We start from the raw sequence: 17,910 nt of genomic DNA, 5'->3' as shown, positions 1-17,910 counted from the left end.
AAGGAGTACGAGAACCGTGACGGACATCGTCGACGAGCTGAAGTGGCGCGGGCTGTTCGCCCTGTCCACTGACGAGGACGCTTTGCGCAAGGCGCTCGCGGACGGTCCCGTCACGTTCTATTGCGGCTTCGACCCGACCGCGCCGTCGCTGCACGTGGGGCACCTGGTGCAGGTGCTCACCGTGCGCCGGCTCCAGCAGGCCGGGCACCGGCCGCTGGCGCTGGTCGGCGGCGCCACGGGTCTGATCGGCGACCCGCGCCCGACCGCGGAGCGCACGCTGAACGACCCGGAGACGGTCCGCGGCTGGGTCGACAAGCTGCGCGGCCAGATCGAGCCGTTCCTCGACTTCGAGGGTGAGAACGCGGCCCTGATGGTCAACAACCTCGACTGGACCGAGGGCCTGTCCGCGATCGAGTTCCTCCGCGACATCGGCAAGCACTTCCGCGTCAACAAGATGCTTACGAAAGACTCGGTCGCCCGCCGCCTGGAGTCCTCCGAGGGCATCAGCTACACGGAGTTCAGCTACCAACTCCTGCAGGGTATGGACTTCCTCCAGCTCTTGCGGAGGTACGGCTGCACGCTCCAGCAGGGCGGCAGCGACCAGTGGGGCAACCTCACGGCCGGCCTGGACCTGATCCACCGGCTGGAGCCGCACGCCGACGTCCACGCGATCGCCACCCCGCTGATGACGAAGGCGGACGGCACCAAGTTCGGCAAGACCGAGGGCGGCGCCGTCTGGCTCGACCCGGAGATGACGACGCCGTACGCGTTCTACCAGTTCTGGCTGAACGTGGACGACCGGGACGTCTCCACGTACCTGCGGATCCTGTCCTTCAAGTCCCGCGAGGAGTTGGAGGAGCTGGAGAAGCAGACCGAGGAGCGGCCGCAGGCCCGGGCGGCTCAGCGGGCGCTGGCGGAGGAGCTGACGACGCTGGTGCACGGCGCCGACCAGACGGCCGCGGTGATCGCCGCGTCCAAGGCCCTCTTCGGCCAGGGCGAGCTGACGGACCTCGACGACCGGACGCTGGCCGCGGCCCTGTCCGAGGTGCCGCACATCCAGGTCGCCGAGCTCGGTGCGGTCGTGGACCTGTTCGCCGAGGTCGGTCTGGTGGCCAGCAAGTCCGCCGCGCGGCGGACGGTCAAGGAGGGCGGTGCCTACGTGAACAACGCGAAGGTCACCGCCGAGGACGCGGTCCCCGTCAAGGAGGACCTGCTGCACGGCCGCTGGCTGGTGCTGCGCCGGGGCAAGAAGAACCTGGCGGCGGTCGAGGTCACGGGCGGCTGAGCGGACGTGAGCACGGTGGAGGGGGCGGCGCCGCTTCGGCACCGCCCCCTTCGGCGTTCGGGACGTGCGTTCAGGCCCGTCGCTGCATCTTTTTGTTGCCCCACATCGCCATGTACAACGCGTCGCCGGCCGCGACGATGACGATCGCGGCGATCAGCTGGAAGATGTGGCGGCTCCAGTCGATGCCGGAGGTCTCCTCCACACCGAAGCCGCGGGCCATCGCGTTGCCGACGACGGCGCCGAGCATGCCGAAGATGGTGGTCAGCCAGAGGGGGCTGTGCTGCTTGCCCGGGATGATCGCCTTGGCGATCAGACCCAGTACGAATCCCACGATGATGGCCCAGAACCAGCCCATGGCTGCCTCCTCGTACGGCTCGACGCGAGCACTGCTCCCAGTCTCGGCCCGTGCGGCGTACGGCGCATGTCGGGTGCGGCTCTACGCGGTATGGCGCAGGCCGCGCGCGCCGGCGGGAGGCGACCCGGTCTCGAACGCGGCCCAGGCGCGGCGTACCGTGGGACGCAGGGTTTTCCATGCGGGCGGCGTGCGGGCGGATGGTGGAATGTGATGCGGAAGCAGCATGGCGGCAGCGGCCAGGTGTTCCGGATCACCGGAGCCCGGCAGGGTCTCCAGGACGATGTGCGTGGCAGGCAGCGGCGGTACGTCATCTCGATGTCGGTCCGTACGGTGGCGGTGATCCTCGCGGCGCTGCTCTGGAACGTGGAACGGCACGTCGCGATCGTGGCGCTGGTACTGGGCGCGGCGCTCCCCTATATCGCGGTGGTGATCGCCAACGCCGGACGGGAGAACGCGCCGGGGCTTCCGTCGACGTTCGTGACGACGCCGACGCGACCGATGATCACGCCGGGGCCTGAGACGGAGGGGTCTGCGGAATCCACCGCGGAAGACGCGGGGGCCGTTCCGGGAGACCCCGTCGGTGAGAGGGCTGAGCGTCGGCCTTGAGTGAGCTGTGCGCCAAGCTCAAGAAAAGCTCAGATCAATCATGTTGTTCCGGTGCCCGGGGACGGGTGACGCATGACATACTTCGTACGCGCTCCGCATCCCCCGTCGGAGCGACGGACCGACGCCGGGCAGCTCCCCCCGTGGCTGCTCGGCGTCGCCTTTTTGTGAGACTTAGTTCGTGAGCGCTGAAGCCAATACTGAAGCTAATACTGAGACGCCTGTTTGTTCCGCCAAGGGGTGCCGTGCCGATGCGGTGTGGGTGCTGGCGTGGAACAACCCGAAGATTCATACGCCGGAGCGGCGGAAGACGTGGCTCGCGTGCGAGTCGCATCGTGAGCATCTTTCGCAATTTCTTGGGGTTCGGGGGTTTTTGAAGGATGTTGTGTTGTTGAGGGAATGGGAAGAGACCAGCGGCTGAGGTGGTCCGCCGGGTACGGGACGTCATGGGTTGATCGCGCCCACGCGGCGGAGCCGCTGCTCGATACAGCCCCGCGCCCCGGAGCGGCGTTTCTCTAACCCCCGATAGCAGACATCGGGCGGTCCGGCTGGACGAACGACGGGTCGTCCAGGCCCGCGCCTGCCTTCTTGCCCCACATCGCCAGGCGCCAGATGCGGGCTATGTCCTCGTCCGGGGCGCCGCTGCGCAGCGCTGCCCTGAGGTCTGTTTCCTCGGTGGCGAAGAGGCAGGTGCGTATCTGGCCGTCGGCGGTGAGGCGGGTGCGGTCGCAGGCCGAGCAGAAGGGGCGGGTGACGGAGGCGATGACGCCGACGCGGTGGGGGCCGCCGTCGACCAGCCAGCGTTCCGCCGGGGCGGAGCCGCGTTCGTCCTGGCCCTCGGGGGTGAGGTCGAAGCGGGTGCGCAGGGAGGTGAGGATGTCGCCCGCGGTCACCATGCCCTCGCGCTTCCAGCCGTGCTGGGCGTCCAGGGGCATCTGCTCGATGAAGCGCAGTTCGTAGTCGTGCTCGACGGCCCAGGCCAGGAGGTCGGGGGCCTCGTCCTCGTTGAGGCCGGGCATGAGGACGGTGTTGACCTTGACGGGGGTCAGGTCGGCGTCGCGGGCGGCCTGGAGGCCTTCGAGGACGTCCTTGTGGCGGTCGCGGCGGGTGAGGGTCTTGAAGACGTCCGGGCGGAGGGTGTCCAGGGAGACGTTCACGCGGTCCAGGCCCGCCGCCTTCAGGGCGGTCGCGGTGCGCCTGAGACCTATGCCGTTGGTCGTCAGCGACATCTGGGGGCGGGGGGCGAGGGCCGCGACGCGCTCGACGATGCCGACCAGGCCGGGGCGCAGCAGGGGCTCGCCGCCGGTGAAGCGGACCTCGCGGATGCCGAGGGAGGTGACCGCGATGTCGATCAGGCGGACGATCTCGTCGTCCGTGAGGAGGTCGGGCTTGGCCAGCCACTGCAGGCCCTCCTCGGGCATGCAGTACGTACAGCGCAGGTTGCACCGGTCGGTCAGCGAGACCCTCAGGTCGGTGGCTACTCGGCCGTAGGTGTCGATGAGCACGTGGGCCCCCTCCCTCGTCGCGGATTCAATCTTCTTCCGACTCCTGCGAGCCTACGTGACGCCACTGACAACAACAGCGACGCGGTGGCACAAGGTACGACTCGACCGCGTCGTAGGTCTCTACGATCCCCACGACACAGCCGTCGAGTCGGTGGTGCTCAGCCGGTCAGTGCGCTCCGGTGCCGGTCAGCGACCGTACCTCCAGCTCCGCGTACTTGCCCTCGTCGGGCTTCTCCTTGGACAGCAGGGTGCCGAGGATGCCGAGCAGGAAGCCGACCGGGATCGAGATGATGCCCGGGTTCTCCAGCGGGAACCAGTAAAAGTCGACGTCCGGGAACATCGAGGTGGGCTTGCCGGAGACGACCGGCGAGAACAGCACCAGGCCGACCGCCGTGACCAGACCGCCGTAGATCGACCACAGGGCTCCGGAGGTGGTGAACCGCTTCCAGAAGAGGCTGTAGATGATCGTCGGCAGGTTGGCGGAGGCGGCGACCGCGAAGGCGAGGGCGACCAGGCCGGCCACGTTCAGGTCGCGGGCGAGGGCGCCCAGCACGATGGAGACGGCTCCGATGCCGACGGTCGCCCAGCGGGCCGCGCGCATCTCCTCCTTCTCGGTGGCCGCGCCCTTCTTGATGACGTTGGCGTAGATGTCGTGGGCGAACGACGAGGACGAGGCCAGGGTCAGGCCCGCGACGACCGCGAGGATCGTGGCGAAGGCGACCGCGGAGATGGTGGCGAGGAGGATGGCGCCCCAGTTGGAGTCGATCCCGCCGAGGTGGAGCGCGAGCAGGGGTGCTGCCGTGTTGCCCGCCTTGTTGGAGGCGATGATCTCGTCCGGCTTGATGAGCGCGGCGGCGCCGAAGCCGAGGGCGAGGGTCATCAGGTAGAAGGCGCCGATCAGGCCGATGGCCCAGATGACCGACTTACGGGCGGCCTTGGCGGTGGGCACCGTGTAGAAGCGGATCAGAATGTGCGGCAGGCCGGCGGTGCCGAGGACCAGGGCGATGCCGAGGGAGATGAAGTCCAGCTTGGTGGTGCCGGTGGCGCCGTACTTCAGGCCGGGCTCCAGGAAGGCGGCGCCCTTGCCGCTGTTGTCGGCGGCGGAGCCGAGCAGGTCGGAGACGTTGAAGTCGAACTTCAGCAGCACCAGGAAGGTCAGCAGGAGGGCGCCGGCGATGAGCAGCACCGCCTTGACCATCTGGACCCAGGTGGTGCCCTTCATGCCGCCGATGGTGACGTACACGATCATCAGGACGCCGACCAGGGCCACGATGCCGATCTTGCCGCCGTCGCTGGTGATGCCCAGCAGGAGGGAGACCAGGACGCCGGCGCCGGCCATCTGGGCCAGCAGGTAGAAGATCGAGACCACGATCGTGGACGTGCCGGCCGCCGTACGCACGGGCCGCTGGCGCATGCGGTACGCCAGTACGTCGCCCATGGTGTAGCGGCCGGAGTTGCGCAGCGGCTCGGCGACCAGGAGGAGGGCGACGAGCCAGGCGACCAGGAAGCCGATGGAGTACAGGAAGCCGTCGTAGCCGAAGAGGGCGATGGCGCCGGCGATGCCGAGGAAGGACGCGGCGGACATGTAGTCGCCGGAGACGGCGAGGCCGTTCTGGAAGCCGGTGAACTGCCGTCCGCCCGCGTAGAAGTCGGCGGCGTCCTTGGTCTGGCGGCCGGCCCAGACGGTGATGACGAGGGTCGCGACGACGAAGACCGCGAACAGGGTGATGATCAGGGTCCGGTGCTCGCTGGCCTCGCCGGCCGCGAGCGTGGTGATCGCGGGGCTCATGCGTCGCCCTCCATCCGGGACTTGATCGCCTCGGCCTTGGGGTCGAACTTGGCGGAGGCGACCCGCGCGTACCACCAGGCGATGAGGAACGTGGTCAGGAACTGGGCGAGACCGAGGACGAGGGCCACGTTGATGTTGCCGACGACCTTGGTGCCCATGAAGTCGCCCGCGTAGTTGGACAGCAGGACGTACAGCAGGTACCAGGCGATGAAGGCGACGGTCAGCGGGAAGGCGAAGGAGCGGTAGGAGCGGCGCAGTTCACCGAACTCCGCGCTCTCGTGGACCGCGACGAACTCCTCGGTGGAAGGGAGTTGGGCTGGGGTTTTCGAGGGGGGCGATGTCTCGGTGGCCACGGAGTCTCCTCGGTCGGGGGTGGTGTGACAACAGACGGGGGCGAGTGTCCCCGCGCCTCCTGTTCAACGTCACGGCGGCGCGCAAGGCGCGGTTCAACTCCCCTGGTCTCTTTCCGAAGTCGCCTCGATCAAGCATTGCTGGCCAGGGACCTCGGGAGATAACTTCGCCCTGCACTACCCGTCATGTACCTGCCCGAGCACCACCTGTGTCTCGGGCCGGTTTCGTTTCCGGATGATGTGGAGATCCCATGGCTCATCTGCGCTCCAGACACCGTCTCGCCCTCGCGGTGCCCGTCGTGCTGTCGCTGACCGCCTCGCTCGGGTTCCTGCCGGCGGCGGCCTCGGCCGCGCCGCTCGCCCAGTCCTCCGCGCAGACCGCGGACGCGCCGAACCTGGCGTACGTCGTCAACACCAGGGCGGACCACCGCACGATCGCGTCGGTGAAGAAGGCCGTCGCCAAGGCCGGCGGCACCGTCGTCATCGCGTACGAGAAGATCGGCGTGATCGTCGTCCACTCGGCGAACCCCGACTTCGGCAAGGAGATACGCGCCGTGCGCGGGGTGCAGTCGGCTGGTGCCACACGCACCACGCCGCTGGTCGCGGCGGGCACGACGGACGAGGGCGCCGCCGACTACCTGACGGCCGCGGAAGCCGCCAAGGTGAAGGCCGCCTCGGCGGACACCCCGGGCAGCGAGCCCCTCGAGGCCGACCAGTGGGACCTGCGGGCGATCGGCGCCGACAAGGCCGCGCAGATCAACCCGGGCAGCAAGAAGGTCACCGTCGGCGTCATCGACACGGGCGTCGACGACACCCACCCCGACCTCGCCCCGAACTTCTCCGCGTCCCAGTCGGCCAACTGTGTGGGCGGCGTCGCGGACACCAGCGAGGGCGCCTGGCGCCCGTACACCGCCGAGGACTACCACGGCACGCACGTCGCCGGTGAGATCGCCGCCGCCCGCAACGGCATCGGTGTGGCCGGTGTCGCGCCGGGCGTGAAGGTCTCCGGCATCAAGGTGAGCGACCCGAACAACGGCCTCTTCTACCCCGAGAGCGTCGTCTGCGCCTTCGTGTTCGCCGCCGACCACGGTGTCGAGATCACGAACAACAGCTACTACGTGGACCCGTGGCTCTACAACTGCATGGACGACCCCGACCAGAGGGCGATCGTCGACGCGGTCAACCGGGCCCAGCTGTACGCCCAGAAGAAGGGCACGCTGAACCTGGCCTCGGCGGGCAACTCCAGCGACGACCTCGACTCGGACGCCCTCGTCGACGAGTCCAGCCCCGATGACTCGACCCCCGTCCCTCGGACGGTCGACCCGCACAAGTGCTTCGACGTGCCGACCCAGCTGCCGGGCGTGGTCACCGTGAGCGCGACGGGCGTGCAGAACCTGAAGTCGTACTACTCCTCGTACGGCAAGAGCGTCATCGACATCGCGGCGCCGGGCGGCGACCGGAAGTACCAGCTGCCGGACACCCCGTCGAAGGACGGCCGCATCCTGTCGACCATGCCGAACAACGAGTACGCCTTCCTGCAGGGCACGTCGATGGCCTCGCCGCACGCCGCGGGCGTCGCCGCGCTGTTGAAGTCCACGCACCCGTGGGCGGGCCCGGCCCAGCTGCAGGCGCTGCTCAAGGCGCAGGCCGACAAGACCGCCTGCCCCGAGTCCTACGACCAGGACGGTGACGGTACGCAGGACGCCACCTGTGTGGGCGGAAAGCGCGTCAACGGCTTCTACGGCTTCGGCATCGTCAACGCGCTGCGCGCGGTCAAGTAACCCGCGATCATGGTGACTTCCCGCACGGTCCGCTCGTACCGCGAACGAAACTGGAGAGACTGACACATGACAGCGCCTCACCCGCGCTACCGCCGCGCCCTGGCGATCCCGGTCGGGACGGCTCTGGCGACGGCACTCGCGTTCCTGCCGAACGTCTCGGCCTCGGCGGCTCCGCAGGCGGCTCCGCAGGCCGCGTCGGCCGCGGACGCGACCTCGCTCAGCTACGTCGTCAACGTCCGCCCCGGACACGGCGTTCCCCGGCACGTGACGAAGGCGATAGCCGAGGCCGGCGGCACGATCGTGACGTCGTACGACCGGATCGGCGTGATCGTCGTCCACTCGGCGAACCCCGACTTCGCGAAGACCGTCCGCGCGGTGCGCGGGGTCGACTCGGCCGGCAACACGCGCAACGCGCCGCTGCCCGCGCAGTCGACCGGGGACCTGGGCGCGCCGAAGGTGCTCAGCGCCGCGGAGGTGGCCGCCGCCGAGGCGGCCGACGGCAAGGATCCGCTGGAGCCGTTGCAGTGGGACCTGCCCGCCATCAAGGCGGACAAGGCGCACGAGAAGACGCTGGGCAGCTCGAAGGTCACGGTCGCCGTGATCGACACCGGCGTCGACGACACCCACCCGGACATCGCGCCGAACTTCGACCGGGCCGCGTCGGTCAACTGCGTGACCGGCAAGCCGGACACCGCCGACGGGGCGTGGCGGCCGAGCGCGGCGGAGAGCCCGCACGGCACGCACGTGGCCGGTGAGATCGCGGCCGCGAAGAACGGCGTCGGCATGACGGGTGTGGCGCCCGGTGTGAAGGTCGCCGGCATCAAGGTGTCGACGACCGCCGGCTACTTCTACACGGAGGCCGTGGTCTGCGGCTTCGTGTGGGCGGCCGAGCACGGCGTCGACGTGACGAACAACAGCTATTACACCGACCCCTGGTACTTCAACTGCAAGAACGACCCGGACCAGAAGGCGCTCGTGGACGCCGTCACCCGGGCCTCGCGGTACGCGGAGAAGAAGGGCGCGGTCAACGTCGCGGCGGCCGGCAACGAGAGCTACGACCTCGCGGCCGACGAGATCACGGACCCGGTCTCGCCGAACGACGGCACGCCGTCGGATCGGGTCGTCGACCCGTCCGAGTGCCTCGACATCCCGACCCAGTTGCCGGGTGTCGTCACGGTCGCGTCGACCGGGGCGAAGGGCCTCAAGTCGTCCTTCTCCAACTACGGTCTCGGTGTCATCGACATCGCTGCCCCCGGCGGCGACTCGACCAGCTACCAGACCCCGGCCCCGCCGGCCACCAGCGGTCTGATCCTGGGCACGCTGCCGGGCGGCAAGTGGGGCTACATGGCCGGTACGTCGATGGCGACCCCGCACGTCGCGGGCGTGGCCGCGCTGATCAAGTCGACGCACCCGCACGCCTCGCCGGCCCTGGTGAAGGGGCTGCTGTACGCCGAGGCGGACCGCACGGCGTGCACGGACCCGTACGACATCGACGGCGACGGCAAGGTCGACGCGGTGTGCGAGGGCCCGAGGAACTACAACGGCTTCTACGGCTGGGGCACTGCGGACGCGCTGGACGCGGTCACCAGGTAGGGCTTTCGTGAAGGCGGTCCGGGCCGGACGGGGCGACCCGTCCGGCACCGGTTCAGGAGCGGTTCAGCCGACGTCCGGCAGGTCGCCCGGGATCATGCCCGCGTCGGCCTGGTGCCGGGCGCGCCGCTCGTTCGCGGCGCGTACCCCGTCCAGCCACGGCCCGAGTCCGATCTCCTCCGGCGTCAGCCCCGGGCAGGCCGGCCGGTGCGGGACCCGGCACACCGCGCCCGGTTCCGGCTCGTCGCAGCCGCTGTTCCACGCCCGCCCGCCGGCGTCCACGTACCAGCGGTGGCCGGCCGGCACCAAGTGCGCGGGAGCCGACAGCCCGGGTTCGAGGAGGATGTGCCGCCCGTAGTACGTGGGCCGTCGTTCGCCGGCGAGCCCACACTGCGGGCACAGCGGTGGAGCGGGGGGCTCGGGCCCGTCGGCGTGCTCCACGGCTGCCTGGGCCTGGTCGGTGTTCTCCCACGCCTGCGCGGTGCCCGGTGGGCGCTGGCGGTGCCCGTCGGGTCCCGGCACAGCGACCAGGTGCTGCCCCGTCGGCTCGTCCGGTGGATCGGGTTCGGCCCACCTGCGCAGGTCTGACTCATCGCTCGCCCCCATGATGTCGAGCGTGTGGCCGGTGTTCGGGTACGGGTAGGGCGCGATCCGGGCGCAACAGGAGCACGCGGACGGGCAGGGTGAGCCCGGGCGCCCCCGGGCCGGCGAAGGAGAGCGGTGGCGCCGCGGCCAAGCGGCGGCCACCGGTCCTCTGTTTTCGATCACGCGCCAACGTGACCGTCGTTCCCCGGATTGTTGGAGTCAGCAGCAATTACGGGGCGGCTGCGCGAGAGTCATGGAGTCATCGCCCGCGAGCCGTGGACCTCACTATGAACTCCGCTCCTTGATCGTTTCCGCCGTGGAAGCAGGATCTGCCCTGAGCCAACCAGGTACGGCCCGGCAAAGGCGCAGCTCAGTCGGTCAAATCGCGAAGTCGTCCCAAGTTGGACAGGATGTGAGCCAACGTCACCAGCGGGCCAACGGCCCTTCTGCTGCTGCAATCCTTTTGCTTCACGGGCCCCCAGGTCGCTTACGGACTGCTCGCCAAGCAGCCCGTGGCCTCGTGGGCCCGCACGAGCCAAAGATCGCGCCCGAGGCGGGCCGCCAACCCGTCGCGATCCTCGGTTCGAGGAGTCAGCAGCAGGGTGGCGGCCGCCGATGCCGCTGCCCCCGGACAAGGGGCACCTTCCTCATGAGTCAGAACAACGAGGCCGGCGAGACCAGCGCCTCTCCTTCGAGTCTTCCCTCCGTGCCGCGTTTCGCCATGCCGCAGGCCTTCGTCATCCTCGGCTTCGTGGCCGCGACCGTCGTTCTCGCCCTCGTCGCCCGCATGACGGTCCCCGACATCGTCACTCTCCTGACCGCCGCCGGAGGCATCAGCGTTGTCGTCCTGCTCGCCGCGAACGTCAGGAACGGCGGTGGAGGGGGCGCCCGTCTGCTGCGGCGCCTCGTGCGGGCCGCCGTGGGCCCCGGCTCCGGAAACTGAGGCCGCCGTGGGACGCCGGGAAGCACCGATCGACCACACCGTGCCCGAGCTCGGCGCGCTCGCCGCGCATCTGCGGGCCATGCGCGAGACGGCGGGCTGGACCTACGAGCAGCTCGCCGAACGTGCCGAGTGCTCGGCCGCGAGCCTGAAACGGGCGGCGAGCGGCAAGCGCCTCCCCGACCGTTACGTCGTCCAGGCCTACGCCCGCGCCTGCCTCGTGGACGACAGGAAGTTCCAGGGATGGGTCGTCGCCTGCAAGCTCCACGACACGGCGGCCAAGGCCATCGCCAGAGCCAAGCTGAGGGAACGCCGGTCGACCGTCGTGCCGAAGCCCGAGTTGGTCCGCGACGTCGCCGACCTCAGCGGCGCCATGCGGGACGCGTGGGCCCGCGCGGCTCGGCCGACCGCGCGGTGGATGGAGGACGTGTCGAAGGGGGTGCTCCCCCGCAGCACGGCGAACGCCATCACCAACGGCCGTACCGTTCCCAGGCACTTGAGGCAGTACCTCGTGTTCCTGCAGGCCTGTGGAGTCCGCGGGCGCGCGCTCGGCACCTGGCTCCGAGCGTGGACCAAACTCCGCGGACTGCCCACGGAGGGCGAGGTGAACAGCGCCCTCAGGTGGATGGAACCCCTCGTCGCGGCCATCTACCTCGACGTGGTCAGGGGACGGCTCACCGAGACGCGGGAGGAGGGCACCGCACGGAAGATCCACGGGCTGGACGCCACGGTCACGAAGCGGTTCACCGCGATGGAGGACACCCTGCGCGACAGGACGACGGAATTGCGCGCGGCCGAGCAGAGAGTGCGGGCGCTGGAGACCGTCGTCTTCCTCCGGGGATACAAGGTGACGGGCTCCGCCGCCGGCGGGTGAGGAGTCTCAGGTGGTGACCATGACCTTGAGGGCGGTGCGCTCGTCCATGGCCCGGTAGCCGTGGGGGACGTCCTCAAGGCCGACGGTCATGTCGAAGACGGGCGACGGGTCGACGGTGCCGGCCAGGATGTCGGGCAGCAGCTGCGGGATGTACGCGCGGACCGGCGCGACCCCGCCGCGCAGCGCGATGTTCCGGTCGAACATGACGCCGAGGTCGAGACCGGTGCCGCTGCCGTGCGGCACGCCCACGAACCCGATGGCGCCGCCGTCCCGTGCGATGTCGACGGCGGTCCGCATCGACTGCTCGGTGCCGACCGCCTCGACCACGGCGTGCGCGCCCTGCCCGCGGGTGAGCTCACGCACGGCGTCGACGGCGGCTTCACCGCGCTCGGCGACGACGTCGGTGGCACCGAAGCGGCGCGCGATGTCGGTGCGGGCCTGGTGGCGGCCCAGCGCGATGATCCGCTCGGCGCCCAGCCGCCTGGCCGCGAGCACCGCGCACAGGCCGACGGCTCCGTCCCCGACGACGGCGACGGTGGCGCCCGGGCGGGCACCCGCGCCGAGGGCGGCGTGGTGGCCGGTGCCCATGACGTCGGACAGCGTCAGCAGCGCGGTCAGCAGGTGGTCGTCGGAGGCGGCGTCCTTGGGCAGCTGGACGAGGGTGCCGTCGGCGAAGGGCACGCGCACGGCCTCGCCCTGGCCGCCGTCGTAACCGACCGTGCCCCAGAAGCCGCCGTGCTCGCAGGAGGTCGTCAGCCCCTCGCGGCAGTAGTCGCAGACGCCGTCGGACCACATGAAGGGCGCCACGACGAGGTCACCGCGCCGCACACCGGTCACCCTGGAGCCGGTCCCCTCGACGACTCCCAGGAACTCGTGCCCGATCCGCTGCCCCGGCTTCCGGGCCGCCTCGCCACGGTAGGCCCACAGGTCACTGCCGCATATACAGGCACGCAGCACCCGCACCACGGCATCGGTGGGCAGCTGCACCACGGGCTCGGGGACGTCCTCGACGCGCATGTCGTAGGGGGCGTGGATGGTGGTGGCGCGCATGGCGGGGGTCCTTGTCGTGTCTTTCGTGCGGGCGTGGCCACGGTACGCGGAAACGTGTACGGGAAAAGCAGTGGCCCCCGGGTCGGCCCCCGCCTAGAGTCGTGATCGCGGGGGCGGCTCCGCAAGCGTGCTTCCTTCTCTTTCTTCCTATGAATCCGCAGCGTGCTCACTCTCCGCCCCCGCCTCATCCGACTTCCTTCCTTTTCCCGGGGGACTCCGCTTGTCCGTACTGTCGTCCGTGCTGCTCCGTCGTCTCCGTACCGTCTACGTCGACCAGGCAGGGCCACGGCCGGGCGACGCGTCGACGGACGAAGGGCTCGTCGCGCTCGAAGCCGAGCTGCTGGACCGGGGGTTCGCGCCCACGGCCGCGTTGCGGGCGGCGCTGGCGTGGCTGGGGCCGCGGGGGCTCGCGGACGCGGGGCGGCAGCTGATCTGGAGCATCGACGCCGAACTGGGCGCCGACCGCACGCACATGCCGCTGTTCCGCAGCTTCCCGGCCTCGGTGCCGGACGGCACGTTCCAGCTGTTCGTCGACCGGGTCTTCACCCTGCTGCTGCAGTGGCCGGCCCAGCCGTGCGTGCTGTGCGGCACCGTGGGCAGCGTCCAGCCGGTGCGGCCGTGCGCGCATCTGGTGTGCCGGGAGTGCTGGGACGGCGCCGACTACTCGGGCTGCCCGATCTGCCACCGCCGGATCGACCCGGCCGACCCCTTCCTGAAGCCGGCGCCGCCGCGCCACGAGCGTGAGGTGTCCGTCGGCCCGCTGAAGCTGCTGGCGCTCGGCACGGACCGGAAGGCCGACGCCGTGACCGCGCTGCGGGCGCTGCTGGCCCGTCGTACGCCGCTGCCGCCGCAGGACCGCGACGACGTGAAGATCCTGCTGGGCAACGCCCCTGCCGACCTCGGCTGGTTCCCGGACGACATCCCCGTCCGCGCGACCAAGGCGCTGGTCCTCGGCAACCTTCTGCTCGGCCGGAACACGCGCGTCACCGTCGTCGAGCTGCTGACCACGCATCTGACGACGGCCACGGACGTACTGCGGCTGCTGTGCGTGCGGTCCGGTGGTGAGGCCGACCTGATCGAGCCGCCCCGGATGCGGTCGCTCCCGCGCGGGCTGCGCCGACAGCTGCTCGCGGTGCTGGACGGGCTGGCCGTGCCGTCGCTCGTCGAGGACATGCTGCGCCACCCGGTCACCTGGAAGCGCGCCGCCGAGGTCCTGCATCCCTTCGAGCAGCACGCCCGTCACCCGAGGGCGGCGCTCGCCTTCGCGGTGCTGCGCGCCACGGACACCTCGGCGACCGGGCTGGGCGAGGCCCTGCTGCGTACGGCGGCCGCGCACGCGGACGCCGTACGGGTCGACGGCAACCGCATCAAGGGGGCCACCTGGGGCGCCCGCGTGGAGCAGGCGCTGCACGAGAGGGACGCACAGGCCGCGCTCGCGCTGCTGGCCCAGCGTCCCGGCGAGCTGCTGCGGCGGCTCGACCACGTGCTGCGCCTGCGCGAACTCGACGCGCTGCCCGGCGACTTCGCGGACGTGCTGCGGCGTGTCCTGCCCAAGGCGGGCCCCGGGCCGCTGCTCGCCGCGCTCGGCCGCATGAGGGTCCGTCATCTTCCGGGAGAGCGGCGGGTGTTCTTCCCCCGCGGCCAGATCACGCAAGCGTACGCGGCCGACGACGACCGGCCCCCGCTGGCGTCCGGGGTGACGAGCGAGGTCTGCGACCTGCTGGAGGCCGAGGTCGTGCGTCGCCTCGCCGCCGCCCCGCGCGTCGAACTGGCCGTGCTGGACTCGGCGCTCGGCGGCCTCGCGGTGCCGGCCACCGAACGCGCCGACACCAAGGCACTGGTCTCGGTGCCCCGGGGCAGCACCCAGCCACTGCCCGACGGCGAGGTCCTGCGGCTGTTCCTGCACTGGACGGAGCCCGCCAAGACCCGCGTCGACCTCGACCTGTCGGTGGCCCTGTACGACGAGGAGTGGAACTTCGTCGGCCTGTGCGACTACACCAACCTCGTGTACGGCGAACGATGGGCCGTCCACTCCGGCGACCTCACCTCGGCACCCGCGCCCGAAGGGGCCACCGAGTACGTCGACCTGAACCTCACCTCGCTCGGCGACCTCGGCGTGCGCTACGCGATACCCGTCGTCTTCAGCTTCAACAACATCGCCTTCGAACGGCTCCTCGACGCCTTCGCCGGCTTCATGACGCTGCCGTCGGCGGCCGAGGAGGCGCGCGACGCGTCGTACGACCCGCGCACGGTGCGTCAGCGCTACGACCTGGTGGGCGACTCGCGCATCCACGTCCCGATGCTGGTCGACCTGCGCGACCGCACGTTCCTGTGGGCGGACCTCCACCTGCCGAGCTCGGACGGCGACCACGACCTGGACCGGCACGGCGCCGACCTGGGCCGCGCCGGGCGGAACCTGTACCAGTACTTCGCCTCCGGCCGTACGACGCTGTGGGAGCTGGCGGTGTGGCACGCCGCCGCCCGCGCCGACGAGGTCGCGGTGCTGCGGCGCGCGCCGCGCCCGGGCGCCCCCGACGAGCTGTGGCACTACCGCCGGCGCGACGGGGAACCGGACACGGCGTTCGCGACACGGATACGGCTGCTTCAGCCGCCCGAGCGCCAGGAGCGCGCCGAGGGTTCGACGGCGGAGGCACTCGCGGGTGAAGCCGCCGCGAAGAAGCACGTGTTGCTGGCCCTGGTGGACGGCGGCGTGGCACCGGAGGGTGCGAGCGGGGCGGTGTACCGGCTGCTGCCGGGCCCGGTCGACGGCTGTGGTCTGGAGCCCCTGGCGGCGGGTGACCTGGTGGCGGCGCTGGGCTGAGCACCGGTCAGGCAACGGTCGCGCATCAGCCGCGCAACTCGGACCAACCGGACGAACTGTCGTACGCCCCCTCACCCTTGTGCGTACCACGGGTGCCTGGCCTGTCAGTCGTGGCCCGTATCCTCAGGGACCATGCTCGATGACCTCACGACCGCAGCCTCCCCCGCCACGCAGTGGCCGGCCGCGTATCCCCACGGATACGCGGTCGTTGACGTGGAGACCACCGGCCTGGCCCGCGACGACCGCATCATCTCCGCGGCCGTCTACCGCCTGGACGCGCGCGGCGAGGTCAAGGACCACTGGTACACGCTGGTCAATCCGGAGCGGGACCCGGGGCCCGTGTGGATACACGGCCTGACGAGCGAGGTGCTGGAAGGCGCACCTCTTTTCAGTGACGTCGCCGAGGAGTTCGCGAGCCGTCTCGACGGCCGGGTGCTCGTCGCGCACAACGCGGTCTTCGACTGGCAGATGATCGCGCGGGAGTACGCGCGCGCGGAGCGCGAGGCGCCGGTGCGGCAGCGGCTGTGCACCATCGCACTCTCCAAGGAGCTGGGTCTGCCGCTGCCCAACCACAAGCTGGAGTCGCTGGCCGCGCACTTCGGTGTCGTCCAGCGGCGGGCGCACCACGCCCTCGACGACGCGCGCGTCCTGGCGGAGGCGTTCCGGCCGAGCCTGCGCGCCGCGGCGGCGGGCGGGGTGCGACTGCCGCTGCACGAGTGCCGGCCGCTGACCGAGTGGAGCGACCGGCCCGCGCCCCACATCGGCCGGCAGGCGGGCGGCAGCCATGACGGCTACCGGCCCACCAGTTGGCGCCCGTCCCGCAAGCGGCCCGCCTGCCCCTACCCCAACCCGGGCCGTTACGAGGACGGCAAACCGCTCAAGCAGGGCATGCGGGTCGCCTTCTCGGGCGACACGTCGGTGGAGCGCGAGTTGCTGGAGGACCGCGCCACCGAGGCCGGGCTGCACGTGGCGACGAGCCTGTCCCGGGTGACCAGCCTGCTGGTCACCAACGACCCCGAATCGGGGACGTCCAAGGTGGTCAAGGCCCGGCAGTTCGGGACGCCGGTCGTCGACGAGGCGGCGTTCGGGCAGTTGCTGCGCGATGTGGAGCCGGCCGACGAGTGACCCGTACGTACGGGTGATTGCCGCGCGACTCGCCCGGGGGTCGCTCGCCCGCGCGACGGTGACGGCTCACCCTGTGGCGCATGGCGAGATGCGAAGTTTGCGGCAATGACTACGGGATGACCTTCGAGGTTCACGCTCAGGGTGCTGTGCATGTGTTCGACTGCTTCTCCTGTGCGATCCACCGTATGGCCCCCATCTGTGAGCACTGTCGTGTCCAGATCATCGGCCAGGGCGTCGATGTCGAGGGCCACTGGTACTGCGGCGCCCACTGCGCGCGGGCCGAAGGGGAGGCGGGCATCGTCGACAAGGTGTGAGCCCGTACCCCGCTGAGAGCACCCCACGACCGAGATGTACGGTCGTGGGGTGTACCGCTTCCTGTTGACCCGGCAGTGGGTGATCATCACACTGGTCGCCCTCCTCCTCATCCCCACGATGATCAGGCTGGGTATCTGGCAGATGCACCGCTACGAGGAGCGCAGCGCCCGCAACCAGCTGGTCTCCGACGCGCTCGGCGCCAAGCCGGTGCCCGTGGAGAAGCTCACCTCGCCGGGGCACGCCGTCACCACCGACGAGCGGTATCACAACGTGAGCGCCGTGGGTCACTTCGACACCGACCGGGAAGTCGTCGTCAGGCGGCGCGTCAACGCCGACGAAGAGGTCGGTTTCCACGTCCTCACCCCGTTCGTCCTGACGGACGGCAAGGTGCTGCTGGTCAATCGCGGCTGGATCCCCGCCGACGGCCCGAGCCAGACCGCGTTCCCCAAGATCCCCGCACCGCCCAGCGGTCGGATCACCGTCACCGGGCGTCTGATGCCCGACGAGACGACCGAGGCGAGCGGCATCAAGGACCTCAAGGGGCTGCCGGACCGGCAGATCATGCTGATCAACAGTGAGCAGGAGGCACGGCGCCTCGACGCCCAGGTGCTCGGCGGCTACATCGCGCAGACGACGCCCGCCCCCAAGGGCGACACTCCCGAACTGCTCGGCAAGCCGGGCAGCGAGAACGCCCCGCTGAACTACGCGTACGCCATCCAGTGGTGGCTGTTCGCCGCGGGTGTCCCCCTCGGCTGGGTGGTCCTGGTGCGCCGCGAGATCCGCGACCGGGCGGAGGCGGAGGAGAAGGAGTCCGCGGCGGAGGCGGAGGAGCCCGCGGCGGTCTGACCTGACCGGTCGGGTCGAGGGTCAGTGGGCCGTCAGGTGGTCTCGCCATTGACATGCTCCTCGGGTTGTAGCCCGAGGATTCTGGCCGTCCCTACC

17 protein-coding genes are annotated in these 17,910 nt (G+C 70.6%); 11 read left to right on the top strand and 6 right to left on the bottom strand.

Annotated features, from left to right (window positions below; translation table 11 throughout):
* The first annotated feature begins 16 nt into the window (after positions 1-16).
* Positions 17-1,285, top strand: a complete 1,269-nt coding sequence (tyrS, locus tag ACFYWX_RS42610; RefSeq protein WP_389430666.1) for a tyrosine--tRNA ligase — start codon at positions 17-19, stop codon at positions 1,283-1,285.
* A 70-nt stretch (positions 1,286-1,355) separates the two neighbouring features.
* Here tyrS and ACFYWX_RS42605 read toward each other — a convergent pair whose 3' ends face one another.
* On the bottom strand, positions 1,356-1,640 hold the full coding sequence (locus tag ACFYWX_RS42605; protein WP_389430665.1) for a GlsB/YeaQ/YmgE family stress response membrane protein: 285 nt from the start codon (positions 1,638-1,640) through the stop codon (positions 1,356-1,358).
* Positions 1,641-1,850: 210 nt separating this feature from the next.
* Between ACFYWX_RS42605 and ACFYWX_RS42600 the strand changes: the two genes are divergently transcribed.
* On the top strand, positions 1,851-2,246 hold the full coding sequence (locus ACFYWX_RS42600) for a DUF3099 domain-containing protein (protein WP_389430664.1): 396 nt from the start codon (positions 1,851-1,853) through the stop codon (positions 2,244-2,246).
* Between the two features lie 178 nt (positions 2,247-2,424).
* Complete coding sequence (locus ACFYWX_RS42595) at positions 2,425-2,664, top strand: hypothetical protein (RefSeq protein WP_389430663.1); 240 nt, start codon at positions 2,425-2,427, stop codon at positions 2,662-2,664.
* Positions 2,665-2,758: 94 nt separating this feature from the next.
* Here the strand turns inward: ACFYWX_RS42595 and moaA are convergent, their stop codons facing one another.
* The 3 genes from moaA to ACFYWX_RS42580 all read right to left on the bottom strand — a co-directional run bounded on the left by moaA (position 2,759) and on the right by ACFYWX_RS42580 (position 5,890).
* Positions 2,759-3,748, bottom strand: coding sequence for a GTP 3',8-cyclase MoaA (gene moaA / locus ACFYWX_RS42590; RefSeq protein WP_389430662.1), 990 nt, complete (start codon positions 3,746-3,748; stop codon positions 2,759-2,761).
* Between the two features lie 166 nt (positions 3,749-3,914).
* Entirely contained in the window at positions 3,915-5,537 is a 1,623-nt protein-coding gene (locus ACFYWX_RS42585) for a cation acetate symporter (protein ID WP_389430660.1), read from the bottom strand.
* Complete coding sequence (locus tag ACFYWX_RS42580; protein WP_389430659.1) at positions 5,534-5,890, bottom strand: DUF485 domain-containing protein; 357 nt, start codon at positions 5,888-5,890, stop codon at positions 5,534-5,536. The genes ACFYWX_RS42585 and ACFYWX_RS42580 overlap by 4 nt, the downstream gene beginning before the upstream one ends.
* Before the next feature lie 248 nt (positions 5,891-6,138).
* Between ACFYWX_RS42580 and ACFYWX_RS42575 the strand changes: the two genes are divergently transcribed.
* Both ACFYWX_RS42575 and ACFYWX_RS42570 read left to right on the top strand, forming a co-directional pair.
* Entirely contained in the window at positions 6,139-7,668 is a 1,530-nt protein-coding gene (locus ACFYWX_RS42575; protein ID WP_389430658.1) for a S8 family serine peptidase, read from the top strand.
* A gap of 66 nt (positions 7,669-7,734) precedes the next feature.
* Positions 7,735-9,261 (top strand): S8 family serine peptidase, encoded by a 1,527-nt coding sequence (locus tag ACFYWX_RS42570; RefSeq protein WP_389430657.1) that lies wholly within the window; start codon positions 7,735-7,737, stop codon positions 9,259-9,261.
* A 63-nt stretch (positions 9,262-9,324) separates the two neighbouring features.
* On the opposite strand, the gene ACFYWX_RS42565 is transcribed toward ACFYWX_RS42570, so the two are convergent.
* Positions 9,325-9,864 carry a DUF6083 domain-containing protein gene (locus tag ACFYWX_RS42565; protein WP_389430655.1) on the bottom strand — a complete coding sequence of 180 codons (540 nt, stop codon included), beginning with the start codon at positions 9,862-9,864 and terminating at the stop codon, positions 9,325-9,327.
* A 628-nt stretch (positions 9,865-10,492) separates the two neighbouring features.
* On the opposite strand from ACFYWX_RS42565, the gene ACFYWX_RS42560 reads away from it, so the two are divergent.
* Positions 10,493-10,786 (top strand): hypothetical protein, encoded by a 294-nt coding sequence (locus tag ACFYWX_RS42560; RefSeq protein WP_389430653.1) that lies wholly within the window; start codon positions 10,493-10,495, stop codon positions 10,784-10,786.
* 7 nt (positions 10,787-10,793) lie between these two features.
* Positions 10,794-11,657 (top strand): helix-turn-helix domain-containing protein, encoded by an 864-nt coding sequence (locus ACFYWX_RS42555; RefSeq protein WP_389430652.1) that lies wholly within the window; start codon positions 10,794-10,796, stop codon positions 11,655-11,657.
* Between the two features lie 6 nt (positions 11,658-11,663).
* Here ACFYWX_RS42555 and ACFYWX_RS42550 read toward each other — a convergent pair whose 3' ends face one another.
* Positions 11,664-12,707 (bottom strand): zinc-dependent alcohol dehydrogenase family protein, encoded by a 1,044-nt coding sequence (locus ACFYWX_RS42550; protein ID WP_389430651.1) that lies wholly within the window; start codon positions 12,705-12,707, stop codon positions 11,664-11,666.
* Between the two features lie 220 nt (positions 12,708-12,927).
* On the opposite strand from ACFYWX_RS42550, the gene ACFYWX_RS42545 reads away from it, so the two are divergent.
* The 4 genes from ACFYWX_RS42545 (at position 12,928) to ACFYWX_RS42530 (ending at position 17,814) form a co-directional block, all read left to right on the top strand.
* Positions 12,928-15,528: an MXAN_6230/SCO0854 family RING domain-containing protein gene (locus tag ACFYWX_RS42545; protein WP_389430650.1), complete on the top strand. Its 2,601-nt coding sequence runs from the start codon at positions 12,928-12,930 to the stop codon at positions 15,526-15,528.
* 132 nt (positions 15,529-15,660) lie between these two features.
* Entirely contained in the window at positions 15,661-16,653 is a 993-nt protein-coding gene (locus tag ACFYWX_RS42540; protein ID WP_389430649.1) for a DEDDh family exonuclease, read from the top strand.
* 80 nt (positions 16,654-16,733) lie between these two features.
* The gene (locus ACFYWX_RS42535; protein ID WP_389430648.1) at positions 16,734-16,967 is read left to right on the top strand and encodes a hypothetical protein; all 234 of its coding nucleotides are present in this window, start codon (positions 16,734-16,736) and stop codon (positions 16,965-16,967) included.
* Between the two features lie 49 nt (positions 16,968-17,016).
* Positions 17,017-17,814, top strand: coding sequence for an SURF1 family protein (locus ACFYWX_RS42530; protein WP_389430647.1), 798 nt, complete (start codon positions 17,017-17,019; stop codon positions 17,812-17,814).
* The last annotated feature ends 96 nt before the right edge of the window (positions 17,815-17,910 follow it).

This window comes from Streptomyces sp. NPDC002888 (assembly GCF_042888465.1).
Lineage (GTDB): Bacteria > Actinomycetota > Actinomycetes > Streptomycetales > Streptomycetaceae > Streptomyces.
The sequence above is the reverse complement of the archived record's forward strand: the minus strand, read 5'-3'. Positions and strand labels throughout refer to the sequence as shown.

Bases quoted from the DNA above. Each gene is read 5' to 3' on its own strand.
- ACFYWX_RS42605 (WP_389430665.1), bottom strand. From the start codon at position 1,640: ATGGGCTGGTTCTGGGCCATCATCGTGGGATTCGTACTGGGTCTGATC.
- ACFYWX_RS42600 (WP_389430664.1), top strand. From the start codon at position 1,851: ATGCGGAAGCAGCATGGCGGCAGCGGCCAGGTGTTCCGGATCACCGGA.
- ACFYWX_RS42585 (WP_389430660.1), bottom strand. From the start codon at position 5,537: ATGAGCCCCGCGATCACCACGCTCGCGGCCGGCGAGGCCAGCGAGCAC.
- ACFYWX_RS42575 (WP_389430658.1), top strand. From the start codon at position 6,139: ATGGCTCATCTGCGCTCCAGACACCGTCTCGCCCTCGCGGTGCCCGTC.
- ACFYWX_RS42570 (WP_389430657.1), top strand. From the start codon at position 7,735: ATGACAGCGCCTCACCCGCGCTACCGCCGCGCCCTGGCGATCCCGGTC.
- ACFYWX_RS42565 (WP_389430655.1), bottom strand. From the start codon at position 9,864: ATGGGGGCGAGCGATGAGTCAGACCTGCGCAGGTGGGCCGAACCCGAT.
- ACFYWX_RS42560 (WP_389430653.1), top strand. From the start codon at position 10,493: ATGAGTCAGAACAACGAGGCCGGCGAGACCAGCGCCTCTCCTTCGAGT.
- ACFYWX_RS42550 (WP_389430651.1), bottom strand. From the start codon at position 12,707: ATGCGCGCCACCACCATCCACGCCCCCTACGACATGCGCGTCGAGGAC.
- ACFYWX_RS42540 (WP_389430649.1), top strand. From the start codon at position 15,661: ATGCTCGATGACCTCACGACCGCAGCCTCCCCCGCCACGCAGTGGCCG.
- ACFYWX_RS42535 (WP_389430648.1), top strand. From the start codon at position 16,734: ATGGCGAGATGCGAAGTTTGCGGCAATGACTACGGGATGACCTTCGAG.